Raw genomic sequence first — 23,275 nt, forward strand, 5'->3', positions numbered from 1 at the left:
TATTTACTTTGATTTTATTCTAATTTTTAATCATAAATCTGTGAATTCGTGGCTAAAACCATTTTTAGGCCTATTAATTAAATAATTATACTACTTTTGCACCCTTAATATATAGAAATGAAAAAGATTTTAATTGTAGTATGTGCCTTATTTTCAATTGTTGGAGTGGCTCAAAGAGGTCATAAAGACAGTAATCGAATTGGTATTAGTGGTGGTTTAACTCAAATGAATATTTTTACTAATAATTTTAATATAACACCACAAACTGGTTGGACAGGAGGTTTTCACGTTCGTGGAAATTTTTATAACGATTGGCAAATGAGTTTCGGTATGTTTTTTACCGATAGTAATTTCTCTGTTCAAACCAGAAAAATAGTTTCTATTGTTGAAACGAACTACAAATTATCTGCTGTTCAAATTTATATTATGCCTGGTTATGTGGTAAGTAAAAACCATTTAAATATAGAGTTTGGACCAGTACTTCAAATTAATGATAAATTAGTAATTGATAAAGAACAAGAAAACAATATTTTAGTTGATCAACCTTTATTAACCGCAAAAGACATTACGGATGTTTCTAAAATCAATGCAAATATTTACGCAGGTGTTAATTTTGGAGTGAAAAACTTCAGATTGCGTTTAGGGTATCAATATGGTTTAAATAACTTTTTCAATAACTTAAACAATAATGATAAAGTTCCAAGTATTGGAGAAAAATTCAAAGGAAACATAGGAATGGCAAGTGCACATTTGACTATTTATTTGTAAAATACTTACAAAAACACATAAACGAAAGGGTAAATATTTATATTTGCCCTTTCTTATTTAACACTTAACTTAAATTATTATTATGAAAAAAATTTTATTACTAGTATTATGCTTTATTTCCTTTTATTCAAACGGGCAAGTAAGTTCACATTTTCATGGAGACGCTAAAATATTTGCTAATTTAAAAACAAGAAATTTAATAGTAGAATTATTAGAAGCAGATGAAAAAATTGTAAAAAAACTTTCTAAACCAAAATACGCTACTGATCTTAAATTATACAATGAAATGATTAGCAATTATAATGCTGAAATTCAATTATATGCTAAAAAGTACTGGAATTTGAATTCAAACATCGAATTTAAAACGAAATCGGAAGTTGAAGCTTTAAGAGATCAAAAAAATAAGTCATATGCTGTTTTAAGAAATTTAAGACTAAAAGATATTGATATCGATTTTGGTTCTAAAAGTAGTTTGTTTGTCACAACTTTAGTTTTCACAAGAATTGAATCTAACTATGACAAAGCGGATTCTCAAGTTTACTTAACAACTGCATCAAAGGCAACAGGTAAATTTTTATTAGAATCTGATTATAAGTTTTGTTTAAATGTTTTACAATCAAACGTTGATTATATCATTACAAATAAAAAAACAATCAATTCTGAAAAGTATGTTCAACTAATTAGTAAAGGTAATTGTAAGCAAATACCAGCTAAAACTTTATTGGTTAAAGAAAGTGTTTTATATGAAAAAACTACAAAAGCAAAATGTATTGCTGCATACGGTTCAAATATAAAATTTGTTTCTGACGAAGAGTTTGATAAAGCTTTTATTGAAAAAGCAGCTGATAAAGTTTGTCTTTTTTCTGTGCCTTGGGAAATAGGAAAAGGAGGAATGGGTCCAGTTTCTCAATCTTTTATAATGTCATATAAAGTGGTTGTAGATTGCGAATCAGGTAAATTATTGTATCAGTTTTTACCAACTGGTTTTGCGGCTTTCGGTCAAAATATCAGTCATTATGTAATGGAGAAAGACTTAGAAAATATTAAAAATTGTAAGTAATTTTATTCCAATACGAGTACATACAAAACTATTAAGTCAGGGTAAATATTTATATTTGCCCTTTCTTATTTTAAAACCCTAACCTTATTTTTTATTATGAAGTATTTTTTATTTTTATTCTCTATTTTCAGTTTTTCCCAATCTCCAACTTTTCAATGGTCTGAATCGTTTGATATAAAGCATTCCTATGATATTATTGGTGAAATAGATACTGATTTGTATTTTTCTTTTGTAAAAAACAACCAATTGAAGTTTTATGTTTTAGATAAAAACTTAACAAAAATTAAAGAAGGAAATTTATCATTTGATTGTGAGGATGCTTTGTTTCAATTTGATGACCCTACTTTGAAACAATATACTAATTTAGAGTACGAAGTTGTTTCTGATAAAATCATTCATTTAGTTAGAAGTTTTGATGAAAAGAAAAATATTTTACAAATATATTATGGTTTATCAACTTCAGACTTATCAAAAAAAATAAAGTTGAATAAGGTTTTTGAAATTAATGAAATGGATAAAACCAGAAGAGGAGTAGTAATATCACAGGATAAATCAAAAATTCTTTTTTTTTATAAAAAGAAACAAGAATTAACCTATAAAGTTTATGATAATACATTTACCAAAATTATTAATGAAGGAAATTACATTTTTCCTGTAAGCGATGATAAGAGTAAGTTTGAAAGTTTTAATGTAGACAATAATGGAAACATAATTTCAATTGTTTCAAAATTAAAAGAGAAAAATGATAAATTGAAAGGTTTTAGTGAAACCCAATATATTGCTTTTATTACTAAAAATAACCAAACAACAGAACCCATTACTTTTGATTTCAAAGGCTATGATATTTCTTATATCAACTGTTTTTTTACGACGCCTAATTCAGTAATTTTTACTGGTTTTTTGAATAGTTTAGACGGAAATAGCAAAGACAAAAGAGTTACAAGTAAAATGTTTTTCTCTAATTTTAGTAGTAATGATTATAAATTAGTGAATGAGAATTTAGTTAATGTAGACGGTTTATATCCTGAAAAAATTAACAACAAAGATGATTTTATGGCTTATGACATTAAAAATATTTATTATAAATCAAATGGCGGGTATTCTGTTGTTGCTGAACAGAATTATAATTATAGTGCTATGACATCTGGTTTTAATTCACCGATGGTATCATATAGTTCTGTGAAAAAATATGGAGATATTGCAGTTATTAATTTTAAGAAAAATTTTGAAATTGAGAACACAACTAGAATCCCTAAACTTCAAAGTAATTTTTCAAATGTATCTATAGCATCTACGTTTAAAGATGATGTAATTTATGTTTTTTATGATGATTTAGCGGCAAATTTTGAATTGAAGAATGAAGATGATTTGAAAAGAAATATTACTAAAGGGTTTGTTTCAAATTTAAAAGACAGATCAATTTTTTCTATTGTTGTTCAACCTGATGGAAAATATAAAAAGCACAAGATTTTTGATTATAAAAATGACAAGAGAGAACTTTTATTCAGAAATTCTTTTTATTTAAAAAACGGTAATTTCTTAACAAGAACATTTAACCATATTGGTTTAATTAAATTATAAAAAAAAGCCCTGAAATTTTCAGGGCTTTTTTTTTATAAAGTATGTATCGTTTTTTCTATTCTGCTAACCGTTTCTGCTTTACCAATCATTTCAATAATATCAAACAAATGCGGTCCTTTTAATGCACCAACCAAGCTCAATCTTAAAGGTTGCATCACTTTACCCATTCCAATTTCATTTGAAGTCATCCATTCTTTTAAAAGGGTTTCAATGTTTAGTGAAGTGAAATCTTCTATATTTTGTAATTGTTCGATTACTTGTTTCATTAATTCCGGAGTTTCTTCTTTCCAGTTTTTTGCAGCTTTTTCATCATACGATGTTGGTGCCACAAAAAAGTAATCTGATAAATCCCAAAGTTCCGTTACAAAATTCGCACGTTCTTTAATGGAAGCAACTACTCTTGTAATATCTAATGATGTTGAAATTCCTTTTTCTTCTAAGATAACTTTAAATGCTTCTGCTAAACTTTCATCCGTTTGTTTTTGTAAATATTGGTGATTGAACCATTTGTTTTTCTCTGGATCAAACTTCGCACCCGATTTATGAATACGTTTTAAATCGAACTTTTCTACTAACTCTGCTAATGAAAATATTTCTTGTTCCGTTCCGTCATTCCAACCTAATAAAGCTAAAAAGTTAATTACTGCTTCTGGGAAAAATCCTGCTTCTTTATACCCTTTCGAAGTTCCTTCCGCTGTTTTCCATTCTAAAGGAAACACTGGAAATCCTAATTTATCTCCATCACGCTTACTTAATTTTCCATTACCAACAGGTTTTAAAATCAAAGGTAAATGTGCAAATTCTGGCGCTTCCCAACCAAATGCTCGGTATAACATAACGTGTAATGGCATAGAAGGTAACCATTCTTCACCTCTAATTACGTGCGAAGTTTCCATCAAATGATCATCAACAATATTCGCTAAATGATACGTTGGCATTCCGTCCGACTTAAACAAAACTTTATCGTCTAATAAATTCGTTTCAAAATTTACTTCACCACGAATGATATCTTGTAAATGCAACGTTTCATTAACTGGAGTTTTAAAACGAATGACATAATGTTCTCCATTTGCAATTCTTGCTTCTACAATTTCACGTGAAATATTTAAAGAAGTATCTAAAGTTTCTCTAACCGTATGATTATAAATAAATGTTTTACCATCTGTTTCTGCATGCTTACGTAATTCATCTAATTTCTCAGAAGAATCAAACGCATAATACGCCGAACCAGAATTGATTAATTCATCTGCATATTGTTTGTACATTTCTTTTCTATCCGATTGACGGTAAGGTCCAAATTTTTCATTCTTTCCAATGGTTTCATCAGGTGCAATTCCTAACCATTCTAAAGCTTCAAAAATATAAGCTTCTGCTTCCGCTACAAAACGAGTTTGGTCTGTATCTTCTATTCTAATATAGAAAGTTCCACCGTGTTTTTTGGCAAATAAATAATTAAAAAGCGCGGTTCTTACACCACCAATATGTAAAGGTCCTGTAGGACTAGGAGCAAATCGTACTCTAACTGGTTTTGACATTGTTGTAATTTTTTTGGCAAAGATAAAAGGAAGTTGGAAGTTAGGAGTTAGAAGTTGGAAGTTTTTTTTCTGTTTCATCACATTATTAACATTTTATACAACTATTAACTTTTTACTCTTGACTAATTGCTTAAAATTTTTGTAATTTTATCAGTTATAAACAATTGATTAACAATTTTGGAGAAGAAAGCACTAATTTACGATAAACTGGAAGGTTTTATCAAGAAGTTTTACACCAATGAGTTGATAAAAGGAGTAATTCTTTTTATTGCTATTGGCTTGTTGTATTTTATTTTCACTTTTTTGATTGAATATTTTCTTTGGTTTTCCACTCAAGGAAGAACCATTTTGTTTTGGTTGTTTATTAGCGTGCAAGTTTTCTTGTTGTCCAAATTCATTTTACTTCCGTTATTCAAATTATTTAAAATTCAAAAAGGTTTAGACTATACAGAAGCTTCAAAAATTATTGGAACACATTTCGACGAAGTCAAAGACAAGTTGCTAAATTTTTTACAATTAGCCAACACAGCAACTCCTACAGAATTGGTTTTAGCTTCTATCGAACAAAAAGCAAATAGTTTACAACCGATTCCGTTTTCGAACGCTATTAATTTCAATAAAAACAAAAAGTATTTACCGTTTGCGTTAATTCCTTTGTTGTTTATTTTGTTCTTTTTTATCTCTGGAAATTCAGATATTATTTCTAAAAGTTTTGCACGAGTTGTTCATTACGATAAGAACTTCGAAAAACCAGCCGCTTTTAAATTTGAGATTAATTCCAACAATTTAAACGTCGAACAAAACAAATCGTTCAAGTTGGTAGTTAAAACAGTTGGAACTGTGATTCCTCAAAACGCTTCTATTATTATTAACAACGAAGAATATTTTTTAGAAAACACGTCTCCAGGAAATTTTACGTACCAATTTGATAATGTTCAAAAGGATATTTCTTTTCATTTTAAATCGAATGAAATTACTTCTGCCGATTATGTGTTGAATGTGGTTAACGTTCCAACGATTTCTTCGTTCACGATGCAATTGAATTTTCCGAAATATTTAGGAAAGAAACCAGAAGTTATTCAAGGAACTGGAAATGCTGTTCTTCCAGAAGGAACTATCGTAACTTGGAAATTGAATACATTAGCTACAACCGAAGTTAAATTCAAGAAAGATTCTTTGTCAACTTTATTTTCGAAAAGTAATAATCAATTTACTCTTTCGAAACGAATTGTAAATAACACCGATTATCAAATTTCGATTTCAAACAAACAATTAAAAAACCACGAAAACTTACAATATAAATTAACGATTTTAAAAGATCAGTTTCCAAGTATTTCTGCTACGGAAACTCCGGATAGTTTAAAATTAAAACAAAAAGTAATTATCGGACAAGTTTCTGATGATTATGGTTTGTCTAAATTACAAGTTGTTTATTACGATAAAAACAAACCAAATGTTGTGTATAGAAAAGGTTTAGTTTTAAAAAGTAAGGTTGTAGATCAGTTTGTGTATTCGTTTCCTGATGGAATTGTTTTACAACAAGGTATAAATTACGATTATTACTTTGAAGTATTTGATAATGATGTAGTTAATGGTTTAAAATCATCAAAATCTTCTGTTTTTTCTCATTCTGAGTTAACTCAAGAACAAAAAGAGCAAAAATCGTTACAAGAACAGCAATCGAACATCAACAGTTTACAAAAAGCATTGGATAATCAAGACAAGCAATTTGATGAATTAGAGAAATTAAAAAAATTAGATAAGCAAAAAGATAACTTAGATTATAAAGACCAAAAGAAGATTCAAGATTTTATCAATCGTCAAAAACAACAAGACGAAATGATGAAAGAATTCTCTGAAAAGATGAAGGAAAATCTGGAGCAATTTAAACCAGAACAAAAAGATGAAATGAAACAAGAGCTTTTAAATCGTTTAGAAAAGAATGAAAAAGAAGCGGCCAAAAACGAAAAGCTTTTAAAGGAATTAGAAGAGCTGACTAAGAAATTAGAGAAGGAAGAATTGTTTGACAAAGCAGACAAATTAAAACAACAAGCAAAGACGCAACAAAAATCTTTAGAGCAATTGGTAGAATTAACCAAGCGTTATTATGTGGAACAAAAAGCAGAACAGTTATCTGATAAGTTAGATAAGCTTGCAGATAAACAAGACAAACTTGCTGAGAAAGAAACTCCAACTAAAGAAGAGCAAGAAAAATTATCTAAAGAGTTTGAGGATTTGAAAAAAGAACTAGATGATTTAGATAAAGAAAATAAGGAATTGAAAGATCCAATGGAGATTCCAAATGATAAAGAGGATCAAAAAGATGTCGATCAAGAACAAGAAAAAGCAGAAGATAATTTAGAGAAGAAAGATAGTAAATCTGCAAAAAAGAATCAGAAATCGGCTGCTCAGAAGATGAAAGAAATGAGTAAAAAAATGTCTGAATCGATGTCGTCTGGAGAAATGGAAGACAATCAAGAAGACGCTAAAGTGTTACGTCAAATCTTAGATAACTTATTATCGTTTTCTTTTGATCAAGAAAAATTAATGAAGCAATTTAAAACGGTTGCTAATTCAAAATCCAATGTAAGTGTATTGTTGAAAAACCAACATGATTTAAAAACACAATTCAAACATGTAGATGATAGTTTGTTTTCTTTGTCTTTACGTCAACCAAAGTTATCTGATTTGGTTTTAAAAGAAGTGGAAGAAATCCATTATAATTTAGATAAATCTATTGAGAATCTAGTTTCTACAAATCGTGGAAAAGGTATTTCTCACCAACAATTTACATTATCTTCTGCTAATAAGTTAGCAGATTATTTAAGTAATGTTCAAAGTGATATGAACATGAGTTCCTCTTCTTCAAGTGGTGCCGGAAAGCCTAAACCAGGAAAAGGAAAAGGCAGTCAATTATCAGATATTATTTCGAAACAAAAAGGATTAGGTGATAAAATCAAAGATGGAATACCAAAACCTGGTCAAGGAAAGAAGCCTGGTGAAGGAGAAAAACCAGGACAAGGTAAGAAACCTGGAGAGCAAGGCCAAGGCGGTTCTCAAGGAAATGATGGAAAAGATGGTGAAGGTGATGCAGGAAAATTATTAGAGATTATCAAAGAACAACAAGAGTTACGTGAATCGTTACAAAACGAATTGGAGAAAAATGGTATGGGTGGAAACGGTCAAAACGCTGTGAAACAAATGAAGGATTTAGAAAAGCAATTAATCAATAAAGGATTGACTCAAGACAATATCAATAGAGCTTTGCAGATCAATCATGAATTATTAAAATTAGAATCAGCTTTAAAACAACAAGGTCAAGATACCAAAAGAGAATCGAATACTAACAAAAAAGATTTCCTTGGTACGAACAAACCCTTACCTCCTGCTCTATTAAATTATTTAAAAAGTGTTGAAATATTAAACAGACAAAGCCTACCTTTGCAACCCAATTTTAATAACAAAGTACAACAATATTTTAAAAGCAATGATTAGTTTTAATTACGAATCGGATTTTAGTTTAGAACAAGAAGAGGTTTATGCTTCTTGGATAGAAACTATTGTTGAATCTGAGAATAAAATTTTAGGTGAAATTTCATATATCTTTTGTGATGATGAATACCTTCATAGTATTAATATGCAGTATTTAAATCACGACACATTAACAGATATCATTAGTTTTGATTATACTGAAGGCGATATTATTAGTGGTGATATTTTCGTTTCAATTGAAAGAGTTGAAGATAACGCAAAAGATTTTAACGTGCCTTTTGATGAAGAATTAAAACGTGTTTTAGCTCATGGAGTTTTACATTATTGCGGGTATAAAGACAAGTCTGATGAAGATGCTTTATTAATGCGTACTAAAGAAGAAGAAAAAATAAAATTGTTCCACGTGGAACTTTAATATAATAACTTAAGTTTTTTGTTCCACGTGGAACAAAAAATTTTTAAAATCAATCCATGTGTTTCACGTGGAACAAAAAATATGTTTCAAGAAAAATATGATGTAATTGTTGTTGGTGCGGGTCATGCTGGTTGTGAAGCCGCTGCTGCTGCTGCAAACATGGGATGCTCCACTTTGTTGGTTACAATGAATCTTCAAAACATCGCACAGATGTCGTGTAATCCTGCTATGGGAGGAATCGCAAAAGGACAAATTGTGCGTGAAATTGATGCGTTGGGTGGTTATTCTGGAATTGTTTCTGATTTGACCGCCATCCAATTCAAGATGTTGAACCTTTCAAAAGGTCCAGCGATGTGGTCGCCAAGATGTCAATCCGACAGAATGCGTTTCGCAGAAGAATGGAGAATGATGTTAGAAGGAACTCCAAATTTAGATTTTTACCAAGAAATGGTTTCTGGAATTTTATCAGAAGGTAATGAAATTGTCGGAATCAAAACTTCTCTTGGTTTGGAGATTAAAGCCAAAACAGTTGTGTTAACGAATGGAACTTTCTTGAACGGATTAATTCATATCGGCGACAAGCAATTTGGCGGTGGTCGTGCTGGTGAAAGTGCTTCTTTCGGAATTACAGAAGATTTATTGAAAATGGGTTTCGAATCAGGAAGAATGAAAACTGGAACGCCTCCTCGTGTTGATGGTCGTTCTTTAGATTATTCTAAAATGATCGAACAACCTGGTGATGTCAATCCTTCAAAATTTTCGTATTCAGATATCACTAAACCATTAACAGAACAACGTTCTTGTTATATGACGTATACTTCAGAAACGGTTCACGATCTTTTACGTGAAGGTTTTGACAGAAGTCCAATGTTCAACGGTAGAATAAAATCTATCGGACCAAGATATTGTCCGTCTATTGAAGATAAAATTAATCGCTTCGCAGATAAAGATCGCCATCAGCTTTTTGTAGAGCCAGAAGGTTGGCATACATGTGAAGTCTATGTAAATGGATTTTCAACATCTCTTCCAGAAGAAGTGCAATTTAAAGCGTTACGTTCTGTTGAAGGATTTGAAAAAGTAAAATTCTTCCGTCCTGGTTATGCGATTGAATACGACTACTTCCCTCCTACGCAATTGAAACATACTTTAGAAACAAAATTAATTAACGGTTTATATTTCGCTGGACAAATTAATGGAACTACAGGTTATGAAGAAGCGGCTTCTCAAGGTTTAATGGCAGGAATAAATGCTGCATTAAAAGTGCAAGAAAAAGAACCTTTAATTTTAAAACGTGACGAAGCTTATATTGGAGTTTTAATTGACGATTTAATTACGAAAGGAACAGAAGAACCTTATCGTATGTTTACTTCTCGTGCAGAATATAGAACGTTACTTCGACAAGATAATGCTGATTTACGTTTGACTCCAAAAGGTTTTGCAATTGGTTTAGCTAAACCAGAACGTTTAAAAAGAATGGAATATAAATTAGACGCTTCAGATAAGTTTGTCACTTTCTTTAAAGAAACAAGTGTAAAAGCTGCTGTAGCGAATCCAATTTTAGAATCGAAAGGTTCTAGTCTAATGACGCAAGGTGATAAAATGTTTAAAGTTTTTTCTCGTCCGCAAATTGATTTAGAAGATATTTTAAAATTTGAAGCCGTTACTGATTATATTACAGAACATGATTTAGATCAAGAAGTCATTGAGCAAGCAGAAATTCAAGTGAAATATTCTGGTTATATCGAAAAAGAAAAAGTACATGCAGATAAAGTGAATCGTTTAGAAGATGTTCGTATTCCAGATAATTACGATTTCGATAAAATAAAAGCGCTTTCTATCGAAGCACGTCAGAAACTCACAAAAATACGTCCAACTACAATTGCACAAGCCTCAAGAATTAGCGGAGTTTCTCCAAGTGATATTTCTGTATTATTAATTCATATGGGAAGATAAACATATTTATGATTTGCGATTTTGGATTTGCGATTTAAACGTTACGTAAATCTCAAATCTAAAATCGTAACTTTTATGTTCCACGTGAAACAATCTTGTCAAAGCCTATAAATAAAGACCAAATAGAAAATGAATTTTTTAGAAGAAAACCAATTTATTATAGTTAAAGATCATTCAGTTTCAAAAGAAACCTTTTCTTTGTTACATAACAAGGAATATGATTTATTAAAAACTACACCTACTCCATCGCTAGACGTTTTACCAAAATATTACGAAAGTGAAGATTATATTTCTCATACGGATGGAAAACGTACGTTGTTTGAAAAAATTTATCATTTAGTAAAACGAAATGCAATTAAAGGAAAAGTATCTTTAATTACATCTGAACAAAATCAAAAAGGAAAACTTTTAGATATTGGATCTGGAACAGGAGATTTTTTAGTGGAAGCCAAAAACCAAGGTTGGGATATTTTAGGATACGAACCGAATGATGATGCGAAGAATTTAGCAGTTAACAAAGGAGTTACTTTCACAGAAGATATTTTTACCTTACCAGAAAATTCTTTTGATGTCGTTACCATGTGGCATGTTTTAGAACACGTTCCTAATTTACAAGAATACATTGCTAATTTAAAACGAATTGTAAAACCAACAGGAACGATAATAATAGCAGTTCCAAATTACAAATCGTATGATGCGAATTATTATAAACAATTTTGGGCAGCTTATGATGTGCCTCGACATTTATGGCATTTCTCTAAAACCAGTATCAAAAAATTATTTTCAGATGTGGAGATGGAATTGAAAAAAGTAAAACCAATGTGGTTTGATAGTTTTTATGTGTCGCTTTTATCTGAAAAATACAAAAACGGAAAAATGAGTTTCGTAAAAGGATTTTTCATCGGATTCGTTTCAAATGTGTCTGGATTGTTTAAAAAGGAGTTTTCTTCACACATTTATATCATTAAAAACAAGTAAAACGTAAAATAAAGCGATTTTAAAGCTGATTTATCCTTAAAACATCGAAATATATTACCGAAAAAAGTTGTTTCATGTAAGTGTGGTTTAAATAATCAAGTTTTAATAGTAATTATTTATCGTTATTTTGAAAACACATAAGGTTTTGTTATAGTTTGTTTTTTGGCAAATTTTTTAATATTTAAAGAAAATTTCAAAAAAGAATAATAATTTAAAAGAAACCTATTATTTTTACCAAAATTAAAAAACCCGATTTCCTTTTTGGATTTCATTTCAATAAAAATTAATAAAAGAAAAATGAAAAAATTATTAGTATTAGTTGCATTAGGTGTAGCTATGATTTCTTGTCAAGAAACTGCAACTGCAAAAAAAGAAGATTTTAAAACAGGTTATATTGATACTTCTGTTTTATTAGAAAAATATGAAAAATTTACTGATGAAAATGAGAAATTTAAAGTAAAAACAGAAGAATTAGGTCGTCCATTAGAAGCAAAAGGAAAGCAATTAGAAGCTGAAATGAAAAGTTTTCAAAAAGCAGCACAAGCAAACGGTCAAGCTTGGGCGCAACAAAAAGCTGGTGAATTACGACAAAGAGAGCAAGCTTTAATGCAAGAAAGAAACCAAATTATGGCTCAAGTTGAAACAGAAGGTGGAGCTTTAAAAGATTCATTAGTAAGTGATGTGAAAAAATACATTCAAGCTTACGGTAAAAAAGAAGGTTTCGATTATATTTTTACTACTTCTGATGCTGCTCCAAACGTAATATATGCAAAGGATTCATATAATTTAACAGACAAGTTGCTGAAAAAATTAAATGAAGAATACAAAATAACAAAAGAAAAAAAATAATAAGAAAGCCTTGAGAAATCAAGGCTTTTTTTATATTTGTCATCTAAACTATACGCCACGTGGAACATTTATCTAAAGCCGCTCAATACACACTTCAATTTATCAACCAGACGAATAAATCTGTTTTCTTAACAGGTAAAGCTGGTACAGGTAAAACTACTCTTCTTAAAGAAATTATTGCCACTTCGCACAAAAATACCGTGGTGGTCGCTCCTACTGGAATTGCTGCACTAAACGCTGGTGGAGTTACAATTCATTCGATGTTTCAATTGCCTTTTGCTGCATTTATTCCTGATTATAAAGTAGTTAATTCTAATTCTCATCAACATAAATTTGAAACCAAAAGTACGATTAGCAAACATTTTCGAATGAACGCTACCAAAAAACAAGTGCTTTTAAATTTAGAATTGTTAATCATCGATGAAGTTTCTATGCTTCGCCCTGATGTTTTGGATGCGATCGATTTTATGTTACAAAAAGTTCGTAGAGTTGATGCACCCTTTGGTGGTGTACAAGTTTTATTTATAGGAGATTTATTACAATTACCACCCGTTATCAAACAAGAAGATTGGTACGAATTGAAAAACTATTATCAAGGCATGTTCTTTTTTCATTCGCAAGTCATTCGTCAGAATCCGCCGTTGTATATCGAATTAGATAAAATTTATCGTCAAGATGATGCAACGTTTATTTCTATTTTAAACAATCTTCGAAATAACAGAATTACGAAGGAAAATATCGCAGTTTTAAATCAGTACGTGCAACCCGATTTCAATATAAAAAATCATAACGGTTGTATTATCGTTACAACACATAATGCCAAAGCTGATGAAATTAACAAAGAAGCTTTAGCGGAATTAAAAGCAAAAACCTTTTCGTATTTTCCAGAATTGGTAGAAGATTTTCCAGAAAAAATTTATCCGATTGAACCCAAAATGGATTTAAAAGTCGGCGCGCAAGTGATGTTTATTAAAAACGACACCTCTTTTGAGAAAAATTATTTCAACGGAAAAATCGGAACGATTACTTCGTTAGCTGATAAAGAAATTTTAGTGCATTTTCCGGAAGAAAATAAAACTGTTGAAGTCGATTTATATACTTGGGAAAACATAAAATACACCGTAAACCCTGATACTAAAGAGATTGAAGAAACGGTTGTGGGAACTTTTAGTCATTATCCACTAAAATTAGCGTGGGCGATTACCGTTCATAAGAGTCAAGGTTTAACTTTCGACAACGCTGCGCTAGATGTTTCGCGTGTTTTTGCACCTGGACAAGCATATGTGGCTTTATCCCGACTTCGTTCGTTAAATGGCTTAATTTTACTTTCTCCGATACAATTAAACGGTATTTCTTCGGATACTGAAGTGCTGAATTATGCTAATAACAAAGCCGATGAAACGATTTTAGAAAAGTCATTAGAATTAGAAACCAAACATTTTTTACGTTTAGAATTATGTAAGAGTTTTGATTTCAGACAATTGGCTCAAGAATGGCGCAATCATTTGTTTTCGTATAACGATGAAGTTTCGAATTCTCAGAAGTCTAAATACCGAATTTGGGCACAACAAAATGAAAGTATTGTCGCTGCTTTGTTCGATACTTCGCAGAAATTCATCAATCAAATTCAGAAAATTTGTTATCAAGAAACCATTGATATTCCTTTTTTAGCGGAACGATGTGAAGCCGCGTATCAATATTATTTCAAAACGTTAGATTATCAAGTTACTGATTTGTTATTGAAAATCGCAGAAGTGAGTAATTTGAAAAAAGTCAAAACGTTCCACGACGAACTTTTAGAATTAGAAGAAATCCAAGTGAAAACCGTTTTACAATTGAAAAAATCAATGTTGTTGATTAAGAATTTAGTCAATGGTGTTGAATTTAATAAAAAAACCATGTCTTCGGACGAAATGAAGTTTTATAAAATCAATAAAATTGGTTCGTTATCCGAAAAATTCAAGCAAATTGATGGTTTCATAGAGAAAGATCATTCGGAAACCTTCAGTAAGAAAACCAAAGCCAAAAAAGCCAAATCGACGGAACCCAAAAAATCCACTATCGAAATTACTTTAGATCTTTGGAAAGAAAACTTATCGCTTGAAGAAATCGCAGCCAAACGAAAATTAACCGTAAGCTCCATTTACTCGCATTTTACCAAATTAATTCAAATGGAAGCGTTAACCATTTCTGATATTATGTCCGATGAAAAAATTGCCGCTTTGCAAGAAGTTTTCAAGGATTATAATGGTGAAGGTTTAGGTATTTTAAAAGAAAAATACGGTGATGCTTTTTCTTGGGAAGAATTGCGATTGTTTAAAGTGGGATTGGAATAAAAAAAGAAAGCTCGGATTTTAAATCCGAGCTTTCTTTTTATCGTAAATCTCAATTCGTAAATCGAAAATTTTTAAAGCCAATACACGCCAATCAACGCTGGAATTAAGTAAATTACAATCGTTCTTGCACCATCGTAATCTTTCGCGATTCTTTGTCCGAAAAGCAACATCAATAACGTTACACATGAAACCATACAAGCATAATCACCCATTCTTGTGGCACCGCTCATTAGGTTTTCAGCAATTCCAACTATAGAAAGAACTCCTGCTACAATTTCTAATGCCAAAACCGTTAATAAAGCAAAAGGCACTTGATTTTTTAAGAAAGTTTGAGAAAAATGTCCTTTTAACCAACTTACATTTCCGTTCCAATCCGCAATTTTATCGTATCCTGATTGTAAAAATGTAATGGCTAAAAAAGCTAGTAAAATAAGGGCAAATTCATTCATAGTTTTATAATTTTAGGTTGTTTATTTTTTCGTAAATCGTAAATCTTAATTCGTAAATTTAGACTTCTTTTTTATGCAACAATCGCGTTAACTTAATCGACAAATCGGTTAAAATAACATTACTGTTTCCGTTTCTTTCAATATGATAAATTGCATCTTCCAATTCTTTGAAAATATCAACAATGTTATTTCCGTGAATAAAAGGCGCAAATTTTTCTAGTTTAAAATTCTCAAAATTTGGTTCTAAATACACCAAATCTTTCGTTTGATAATTCAACAACAACGCTTGACGGAAAAATTGAATACAAAATTGTAAAAAATTCTTCTGTGTTTCTCTTCCTTCTTTTGCAATTGTGGTGCTCCAAACAATTAAATCGGAAATAACACTCGCATTTCCTCTCGCTTTAAATGCAGCACGAACCCAGTTGATAAACCATTCTTCAAAAATACTATCGTCGTCGTCTTTGTGTAATAAATGCAAGGCTTTGTTATAATTTCCTTCACTTTGATGGGCGATTTTTTTAGCCAAATTCGCATCAACTTGATGTTTTGAAATTAATTTTTCTGTAATGACTTGTTCCGGCAACGCTAAGAAATCAACAACTTGACAACGAGAAATGATTGTTTGTAATAAATCGTCAATGCTTTCAGAAATTAAAATGAAAACCGTTTTTTCTGGCGGTTCTTCCAATAATTTCAGTAATTTATTGGCTGCATCCGTTCTCATTTTATCGGCCATCCAAATGATCATCACTTTGTAACCGCCTTCGTAGGCTTTCAAGGATAAATTTTTATTGATGGCCGCCGATTCTTTAACGCTAATAATCCCTTGTTTTTTAGGAATTTCTAATTTTTTATACCAATCGAATAAACTCGCATACGGATTTTCCTTTAAGAAACTTCTCCAATGTTCTAAGAAATTCGCACTTACGACATTATCACCTTTGACATCATCGGTAGCCGTAATCGGATACACAAAATGCATATCGGGATGCGAATAATTATCGAATTTTAAATTACATGCCGATTTTCCCGTATTGTTTTCGCCATCAGTATTGCTACACAAAATATATTGCGCATAAGCAATCGCCATTGGCAACGTTCCAGAACCTTCCGGACCAATAAACAATTGGGCGTGTGGAATTCTTCCTGCGTTGGCAGTAGTAATTAAAAAGTTTTTAATGTGGTCTTGACCAAGTATGTCGTTAAAAAGCATCGAGCAAATATAAGAGATTTTTATCTTGGTTTAAAATCAAACTTTTATATTTGCAATTCTCTTTAAGTGAAAAAACAAACAACAACAATAAAAAATAAATTTATGAAAACTATTTCCGACATCAATTTTAACAACAAAAAAGCTTTAATCCGTGTAGATTTTAATGTGCCTTTAGATGAAAATTTTAAAGTTACAGATGCGAATCGTATTGAAGCAGTAAAACCAACAATCGATAAAATTTTAAACGATGGTGGTTCGGTAATTTTAATGTCGCATTTAGGAAGACCAAAAGGAAAAGAAGACAAATATTCGTTAAGTCATATCGTTTACAAAATTGAAGAAGTTTTAGGAAAAAAAGTAAAATTTGCTTCAGATTGTAGAGGTGAAATCGCTACAGCAGCGGCTGCCAATTTACAAAACGGAGAGATTTTATTGTTAGAAAATTTACGTTTTTATGCGGAAGAAGAAGCGGGAGATGTTGGTTTTTCTAAAGAATTAGCGAGTTTAGGTGATGTGTATGTAAACGATGCTTTTGGAACGGCGCACAGAGCACACGCTTCAACCACAATTATTGCTAACGAATTCCCGAATGATAAATGTTTCGGCGCTTTATTAGCAAAAGAAATTGAAAGCATCAATAAAGTATTGAAAAACTCTGAAAAACCAGTTACAGCAATACTTGGAGGAAGTAAAGTTTCTTCTAAAATTACGATTATCGAAAACATTTTAGATAAAGTCGACCACATGATTATTGGTGGTGGAATGACATTTACCTTCATCAAAGCGATGGGTGGCAACATTGGAAATTCTATTTGTGAAGATGACAAAATGGAATTGGCTTTAGACATCATGAAACAAGCGACAGCAAAAGGCGTGAAAATTCACTTGCCAATTGATGTTGTGGCTGCTGATGCGTTTTCAAATGACGCGAATACACAAATTGTAAATGTGGCTGAAATTCCTGCTGGATGGCAAGGTTTAGATGCTGGTCCGAAAACTTTAGAACAATTAAAAGAAGTGGTTTTAAGTTCGAAAACTATCCTTTGGAACGGTCCAATTGGTGTGTTTGAATTACCAGCTTTCGCTAACGGAACGATTACTTTAGGAGATTTTATTGCAGAATCAACTAAAAATGGATGTTTCTCTTTAGTAGGTGGTGGTGATAGCGTTGCTGCAGTAAAACAATTCGGTTTAGAAGATAAAATGAGCTACGTTTCTACTGGTGGTGGTGCGATGTTAGAAATGTTAGAAGGGAAAACGTTACCTGGAATTGCGGCTATTTTGAAGTAGTAAAAAAGGAATAGTTATATTGATAAATATTTATTAAAATTAAAAATCATAAAAAATAGAATAGTGAAAAAAATTACTTTAGGATTAATCACTTTATTTAGTCTGCCAACATTAGCACAATGGACTGTAGTACCTTCTGGAACAACAGGTGAAATAGATGCAATACACTTTGTTGATTCACAACTAGGATACTGTGGTGGTGGATTTGTTAATTTACGAAAGACAACTAATGGTGGTGCATCATGGACTACTCTTTCTACTCAAAAAATTAGAGACTTTAGTTTTGTTGACAATACTTTTGGCTATTCAGCTTCAGTTGTTGGTACCTCAATGGCAAAGACAATAGACGGAGGAAATACATGGGCAAATTTCACACCACCAACATCAAATTCGTTGTGGGCAGTTTCTGCAACTAATAGCACAACTGCTTACTTTGTTGGAACAGGAGGTGTTCTTTGGAAAACTTCAAATGGAGGCACAAGTGTTACCGTATTAAATTCGGGTACTACCGAGCAATTAAATGATATTGTTTTTATTAGTCCGACAATCGGAATGATAATTGGAGAAAGTACTGGAATCAGAAGAACTACAAATAGTGGGGTTTCATGGAGTGTTGTAAATGCAACAACTTCATTAACAGAAATGTGTTTTGTTAATACAAATGTTGGTTATGCTGTTGGTAGTAATGGTAAAATTGTAAAAACTATTGACGGAGGTTTAACTTGGACACTACTTGTAACAAACAGTACAGCACATTTACAAGGGGTTCATTTTTTTGACATTAATAACGGTTTAGCAGTTGGACTAAGTGGAAAAATTTTATTTACTAACGATGGTGGTGTGACTTGGAATTTGCAAAACTCAGGCTTAACTTCACATTTAAGAGACGTGAGAATGCTATCTGCATCAAAAGCTATAGTAGTTGGTGATTCAGGGAAAATTTTAAAAAATGACAACATAACAATTCTTGGAACAGAAGAGTTTGGAATTGATAATGAAATATCCATTTATCCCAATCCTACTTCAAGTATAGTGAATATAAAATCTGGATACAATATAAACTCAATAGTGATTTCTGATATTACTGGTAATGTTGTTTTTGAGTCAAAAAACACTAATAATACTGACCTAATATTAGATATCAATAATTATGCATCGGGTATATATTTTGCAAATATCAGTAATGAAAAAGGAAATATCATAAAGAAAATTATTAAAATGTAACTATTCTTACTTCAATTATAATGGATTGTTTTTCTAAAAATAAAATCCATTATAATTGGATTAATAGATAAAAAAACCAGTTTCTACTAGTGGTGGCGCAATGTTAGAAATGTTAGAAGGCAAAACTTTGTATTGGATTGCGGCTTTTTTGGGTTAAAAATAATTCTATTTAAAACAAAAACCCTTCAAGAGTTTAAAATTCCTGAGGGGTTTTTAAATATGTCGCCAAAATTCTAAAAAAAACGTTAAAACGGAAATTTAAACGTTAAAAGTTGGGTGTTTAACAATAAATAAAATATATTTGCGTTCATACAAGTAATTGTATACTAATGATTTAGATAAAATGCTCCGGTAGTTATGGAGAAAAAACATATAAATAAATGAAGAATTTAATTGTACTTGCAGCTGGTTTTCTGTTTTCAAACGGAGTGTTAGCACAGGAAAATATTGAAACAAAACCCACCTTTTTTGAACCTAAAGTTTCGTACTTAGATTCGCTTAAAAAAACGTTTAACAACCACGAAACCAGTGCTTGTATCGACCAAAGATGGACTAAAGAATTATCGGATGCGACTTTGTCAAATGAAATGTTTTTTGATATTGAAAACATGAACATTGATGAAAAAGTGTCTTATGATTTAGATACAGAATTACTTAAAAAACGTTTACACAAATTAGATGTGCAATCACCTTTCGTAATTGAGTACAATCCTGCATTAGAAAACGTAATCAAATCGTTCTTAAAAAACAGAGCCAAAAGTTTTGAAAGACAAATGGCAATTGCGGAATATTATTTCCCACTTTTCGAAGAAAAATTATCAAAATACAATTTACCGTTAGAAATCAAATATTTAGCGATTGTAGAATCTGCATTACAACCGAAAGCCAAATCTAAAGTTGGTGCGGGCGGTTTATGGCAATTTATGCCAGCTACTGGTAAACAATATAAATTAGACATCACAACGTATGTTGATGAGCGTCATGATCCAATAAAATCAACTGAAGCTGCTTGTCATTATATGATGAACATGTATGAAATTTTTGGCGATTGGAGTTTGGTTTTAGCGTCGTACAATTGCGGACCAGGAAATGTTTCTAAAGCGATCAGACGTTCTGGTGGAAAAACAGACTATTGGGAAATCAGAAAATATTTACCACAAGAAACTGCCAATTATTTACCAGCGTTTTTAGCTACGATGTACATTTACGAGTTCAAAAAAGAACACGGATTAGTGCCTCATAAAGCAGAAATGAAATATGCAGAAACAGATACGGTTATGGTGAAACAAGCCATGACTTTCAAACAATTATCTGATTTATTAGATATTTCTGAAGAACAATTAGAATATTTAAATCCGATTTACAAATCGAAATACATTCCTTCTATAGGTAATGAGCATTTTTACTTGCGTTTACCGAAAAATAAAATCGGAATTTTTGTTTCGAATGAAGAAAAAATTTATGGGTATTTAGCGTATTTAGAACAAGAGAAAATCAACAATATTCAATTGGCTCAACTAAGAAAACGTGATAGTATTGCCAAAAAAGATTCTATAGCGGTGGCTTCTAATTTCAAAATTAAAAACAACGATACTACGGAATACGAAGAAGTTATCAAAAAACGTACGAAAGATGTCGTTAGTAAAAACTATCATAAAGTTAAATCAGGCGAATCACTTGGTGTAATTGCGGATAAAAACAATGTTTCTATTACAGATTTAAGAAAATGGAACAACATCAAAGGAAGCACTATTAACGCCGGACAAAGTTTAGTGATACAAACTACGAAAAAAGTTACGGTCAATGAAGTGATTAAGAAACCGAAGAAGAAAACAGAAATTATTGAAGCAAATGTAGAAACTGCTGTTGCAGAAAATACAGAAGCAAATACTAGTGAAGCGGTGAAAAAACCAGTTACAAACAAATACGCTGATGCGAAAAGCAAAATTGACATTAAAGAAGATTATTACATCGTTCAAAAAGGAGATTCTATTTTTTCAATTACAAGAAAGTTTCCAAATTTAACGGCAGATGATTTAAAAAAGAAAAACGATTTAAAAACAGACAACATTCAACCAGGAATGAAATTAAAAATTCAAGGTTAACAACAAATAAGTTATATAGTTTTTCGAAAACCTTTGTCAAAGTTTTATTAGTAAAAATAAGCTTTAACAAAGGTTTTTCTTTTTTTGTTTAACTCTGTGGCTTTCTTTGTGAATCTTTGTGTAATAATTTTTAAATTAGCCTCATTAAAAATCACCCCTTGAAAAAAACAATTCTTTTACTTATCTCCTTTTGCTTACTTTCTTGTTTTGAAAACGAAAAAGAGAAAAAAGAGCTTGTGGCTAAAAATCCGTATTTGAATCAGAATTCGGTTACCGTTTTAATTCCACAATCCCTTTGGAATGGAAAAGTAGGTGAAAAAATTAGAGAAACATTTGCCGCTCCAATTACTGGTTTGCACGATTGTGAATCGGTATTTACATTAATGCCTATTCATACCAATTATTTTCCTTCAGATGCGAAGGTTTCAAGAAACATTTTGATACTTTCTTCGAGTTTTAAAACACAAACTACACATGTGAAAAATAAATATGCTGAAAATCAGAATATTTATACGATTCAAGGGAAAAACCAAGAAATTTTATTGAACCAACTGCAACTTGCATCTAAAGAAATTATGAACACGTTTTATAATTCGGAGATTAATTTGATTTTATCTAAAAACAAAATCAATACGAAGTTGCAAAAACAAATTAAAAAGCAGTTTTCGGTAGACATTCAAATTCCAACAGAATATAAAAAAGGTCTACAAGGTGAAAACTTTTTGTGGTTGCGAAAAGAAGTCGGTTCCGGTTATAACAACATGCTAATTTATACCGCAAGTTTTTCGGCTTTATACAATAAAAACGCCATGGTAACTAATAGTTTATTTATCAGAAATCAAGTTTCCAAAAAATATGTTTTAGGAAAAACAGAGGGAAGTTATATGATTACAGAACAAGCGTATTATCCGAGTTTTCATACTACAGAAATTCAAAACAAATTAGCTTACGAAATGAGAGGGAATTGGGAATTTCATAAAGATTTCATGAATGGACCTTATGTGAATTTCGCTATTAGAGACAACAAACGCAAAAGATTTATTATTATAGATGGTTTTGCCTACAATCCAGTACATTCCAAAAAAGAATTACTATTTGAAATGGAAGCGATTATTAAATCGACGAAAATATTATAAAATAAAAACACATAGGAACATAGAAAAATAATTGAATTGAGAAGCTTCGCTTTACATAGTAAAACAAACTATGTGTTCCCTAAATTTCGGGACTAAACTATTCTTAAAGAAAAAATAGAACTATGTGTCTATGTGTTTAAAACAATCAAATATGATACAATTCAAAATAAAGCCATTTAAAGAACTTTCTACAACAGAACTATACCAAATACTACAATTGCGTTCAGAAGTGTTTGTAGTGGAACAAAATTGCGTCTATCAAGACATTGATGGCAAAGACGAGAAAGCGATTCACGTTTTAGGTTATTACGAAGGTGTTTTGGCTACGTATTCCCGACTTTTTAAACCCAATGACTATTTTACCGATAGTTCGATTGGACGTGTGATTGTAAAAGAATCGCATCGAGATAAAAAATTAGGACACGATTTAATGCGAGCTTCTATTGCTACAATAAAAGAATTGTTTGATGAAACGAACATTACCATTTCTGCACAATTGTATTTGCTGAAATTTTACGAAAGTCATGGTTTTGTTGCCGTTGGCGAAAGTTATTTAGAAGATGATATTCCGCATATTGAAATGAGGAAAGTTTAAATTCAATCTTCTTTGTGAAAGATGTAAATTTTGTAAAATAATAAGATAAAAAAAACAATAAAACAGCTTAACGAAATATAAAAAGCTTTGTTGTTGTTCGAAATTTTATAATAACACACCAAAGCATATAATAAAGCTGGAATTATGCTCCAAAGGATAAGTTTCTTTTTCATGGCGTTATTTTTAAGTTATAAAATCAAATCAACACTTAAACTAAGCTTTTCAAATTTATATTTTATTTTAACTTTTATTTTACGTATTATCCATAAAAATTGTTAAAAAAATATCGTTTC

General features: G+C 30.9%; 17 protein-coding genes. 14 read left to right on the forward strand and 3 right to left on the reverse strand.

The features are described from left to right. Nucleotides 1–117 precede the first annotated feature (117 nt). The 3 genes from G6N05_RS10895 to G6N05_RS10905 all read left to right on the forward strand — a co-directional run bounded on the left by G6N05_RS10895 (nucleotide 118) and on the right by G6N05_RS10905 (nucleotide 3,409). Nucleotides 118–768, forward strand: a complete 651-nt coding sequence (locus tag G6N05_RS10895; RefSeq protein ID WP_166128673.1) for an outer membrane beta-barrel protein — start codon at nucleotides 118–120, stop codon at nucleotides 766–768. An 82-nt stretch (nucleotides 769–850) separates the two neighbouring features. Continuing rightward, nucleotides 851–1,828: a hypothetical protein gene (locus tag G6N05_RS10900; protein ID WP_166128677.1), complete on the forward strand. Its 978-nt coding sequence runs from the start codon at nucleotides 851–853 to the stop codon at nucleotides 1,826–1,828. Between the two features lie 96 nt (nucleotides 1,829–1,924). Then, entirely contained in the window at nucleotides 1,925–3,409 is a 1,485-nt protein-coding gene (locus G6N05_RS10905; protein WP_166128681.1) for a hypothetical protein, read from the forward strand. 32 nt (nucleotides 3,410–3,441) lie between these two features. On the opposite strand, the gene gltX is transcribed toward G6N05_RS10905, so the two are convergent. After that, nucleotides 3,442–4,944, reverse strand: coding sequence for a glutamate--tRNA ligase (gene gltX / locus G6N05_RS10910; RefSeq protein WP_166128684.1), 1,503 nt, complete (start codon nucleotides 4,942–4,944; stop codon nucleotides 3,442–3,444). 177 nt (nucleotides 4,945–5,121) lie between these two features. Between gltX and G6N05_RS10915 the strand changes: the two genes are divergently transcribed. From G6N05_RS10915 to G6N05_RS10940, 6 genes are all read left to right on the forward strand, one after another. Continuing rightward, on the forward strand, nucleotides 5,122–8,439 hold the full coding sequence (locus G6N05_RS10915; protein ID WP_166128687.1) for a DUF4175 family protein: 3,318 nt from the start codon (nucleotides 5,122–5,124) through the stop codon (nucleotides 8,437–8,439). Beyond that, nucleotides 8,432–8,851 carry an rRNA maturation RNase YbeY gene (ybeY, locus tag G6N05_RS10920; protein ID WP_166128691.1) on the forward strand — a complete coding sequence of 140 codons (420 nt, stop codon included), beginning with the start codon at nucleotides 8,432–8,434 and terminating at the stop codon, nucleotides 8,849–8,851. Before G6N05_RS10915 ends, ybeY begins: the two co-directional genes overlap by 8 nt. A gap of 81 nt (nucleotides 8,852–8,932) precedes the next feature. Next, on the forward strand, nucleotides 8,933–10,804 hold the full coding sequence (gene mnmG / locus G6N05_RS10925; protein ID WP_166128694.1) for a tRNA uridine-5-carboxymethylaminomethyl(34) synthesis enzyme MnmG: 1,872 nt from the start codon (nucleotides 8,933–8,935) through the stop codon (nucleotides 10,802–10,804). A gap of 129 nt (nucleotides 10,805–10,933) precedes the next feature. Continuing rightward, a complete protein-coding gene (locus G6N05_RS10930; protein WP_166128697.1) occupies nucleotides 10,934–11,782 on the forward strand; it encodes a class I SAM-dependent methyltransferase in 849 nt (282 codons plus the stop codon). Nucleotides 11,783–12,079: 297 nt separating this feature from the next. Then, nucleotides 12,080–12,631: an OmpH family outer membrane protein gene (locus G6N05_RS10935; RefSeq protein WP_166128700.1), complete on the forward strand. Its 552-nt coding sequence runs from the start codon at nucleotides 12,080–12,082 to the stop codon at nucleotides 12,629–12,631. Nucleotides 12,632–12,690: 59 nt separating this feature from the next. Further along, nucleotides 12,691–14,967 carry a helix-turn-helix domain-containing protein gene (locus G6N05_RS10940; RefSeq protein ID WP_166128703.1) on the forward strand — a complete coding sequence of 759 codons (2,277 nt, stop codon included), beginning with the start codon at nucleotides 12,691–12,693 and terminating at the stop codon, nucleotides 14,965–14,967. 71 nt (nucleotides 14,968–15,038) lie between these two features. On the opposite strand, the gene G6N05_RS10945 is transcribed toward G6N05_RS10940, so the two are convergent. Together G6N05_RS10945 and G6N05_RS10950 are read right to left on the reverse strand one after the other, a co-directional pair. Beyond that, complete coding sequence (locus G6N05_RS10945) at nucleotides 15,039–15,416, reverse strand: DoxX family membrane protein (protein WP_166128707.1); 378 nt, start codon at nucleotides 15,414–15,416, stop codon at nucleotides 15,039–15,041. 58 nt (nucleotides 15,417–15,474) lie between these two features. Beyond that, nucleotides 15,475–16,632, reverse strand: a complete 1,158-nt coding sequence (locus G6N05_RS10950) for a DNA polymerase III subunit (RefSeq protein ID WP_166128712.1) — start codon at nucleotides 16,630–16,632, stop codon at nucleotides 15,475–15,477. A 102-nt stretch (nucleotides 16,633–16,734) separates the two neighbouring features. Between G6N05_RS10950 and G6N05_RS10955 the strand changes: the two genes are divergently transcribed. The 5 genes from G6N05_RS10955 (at nucleotide 16,735) to G6N05_RS10975 (ending at nucleotide 22,982) form a co-directional block, all read left to right on the forward strand. Further along, nucleotides 16,735–17,922 (forward strand): phosphoglycerate kinase, encoded by a 1,188-nt coding sequence (locus tag G6N05_RS10955; RefSeq protein ID WP_166128715.1) that lies wholly within the window; start codon nucleotides 16,735–16,737, stop codon nucleotides 17,920–17,922. Nucleotides 17,923–17,985: 63 nt separating this feature from the next. After that, entirely contained in the window at nucleotides 17,986–19,146 is a 1,161-nt protein-coding gene (locus G6N05_RS15780) for a T9SS type A sorting domain-containing protein (RefSeq protein ID WP_166128718.1), read from the forward strand. Nucleotides 19,147–19,526: 380 nt separating this feature from the next. Next, nucleotides 19,527–21,251 (forward strand): lytic transglycosylase domain-containing protein, encoded by a 1,725-nt coding sequence (locus tag G6N05_RS10965; RefSeq protein ID WP_166128722.1) that lies wholly within the window; start codon nucleotides 19,527–19,529, stop codon nucleotides 21,249–21,251. Between the two features lie 158 nt (nucleotides 21,252–21,409). Further along, nucleotides 21,410–22,387 (forward strand): DUF4837 family protein, encoded by a 978-nt coding sequence (locus G6N05_RS10970; protein WP_166128727.1) that lies wholly within the window; start codon nucleotides 21,410–21,412, stop codon nucleotides 22,385–22,387. Nucleotides 22,388–22,538: 151 nt separating this feature from the next. Next, nucleotides 22,539–22,982, forward strand: coding sequence for a GNAT family N-acetyltransferase (locus G6N05_RS10975; protein WP_166128731.1), 444 nt, complete (start codon nucleotides 22,539–22,541; stop codon nucleotides 22,980–22,982). The last annotated feature ends 293 nt before the right edge of the window (nucleotides 22,983–23,275 follow it).

Origin of the sequence: Flavobacterium bernardetii (genome assembly GCF_011305415.1) — a bacterium.
In the GTDB taxonomy this organism is placed as follows: domain Bacteria; phylum Bacteroidota; class Bacteroidia; order Flavobacteriales; family Flavobacteriaceae; genus Flavobacterium; species Flavobacterium bernardetii.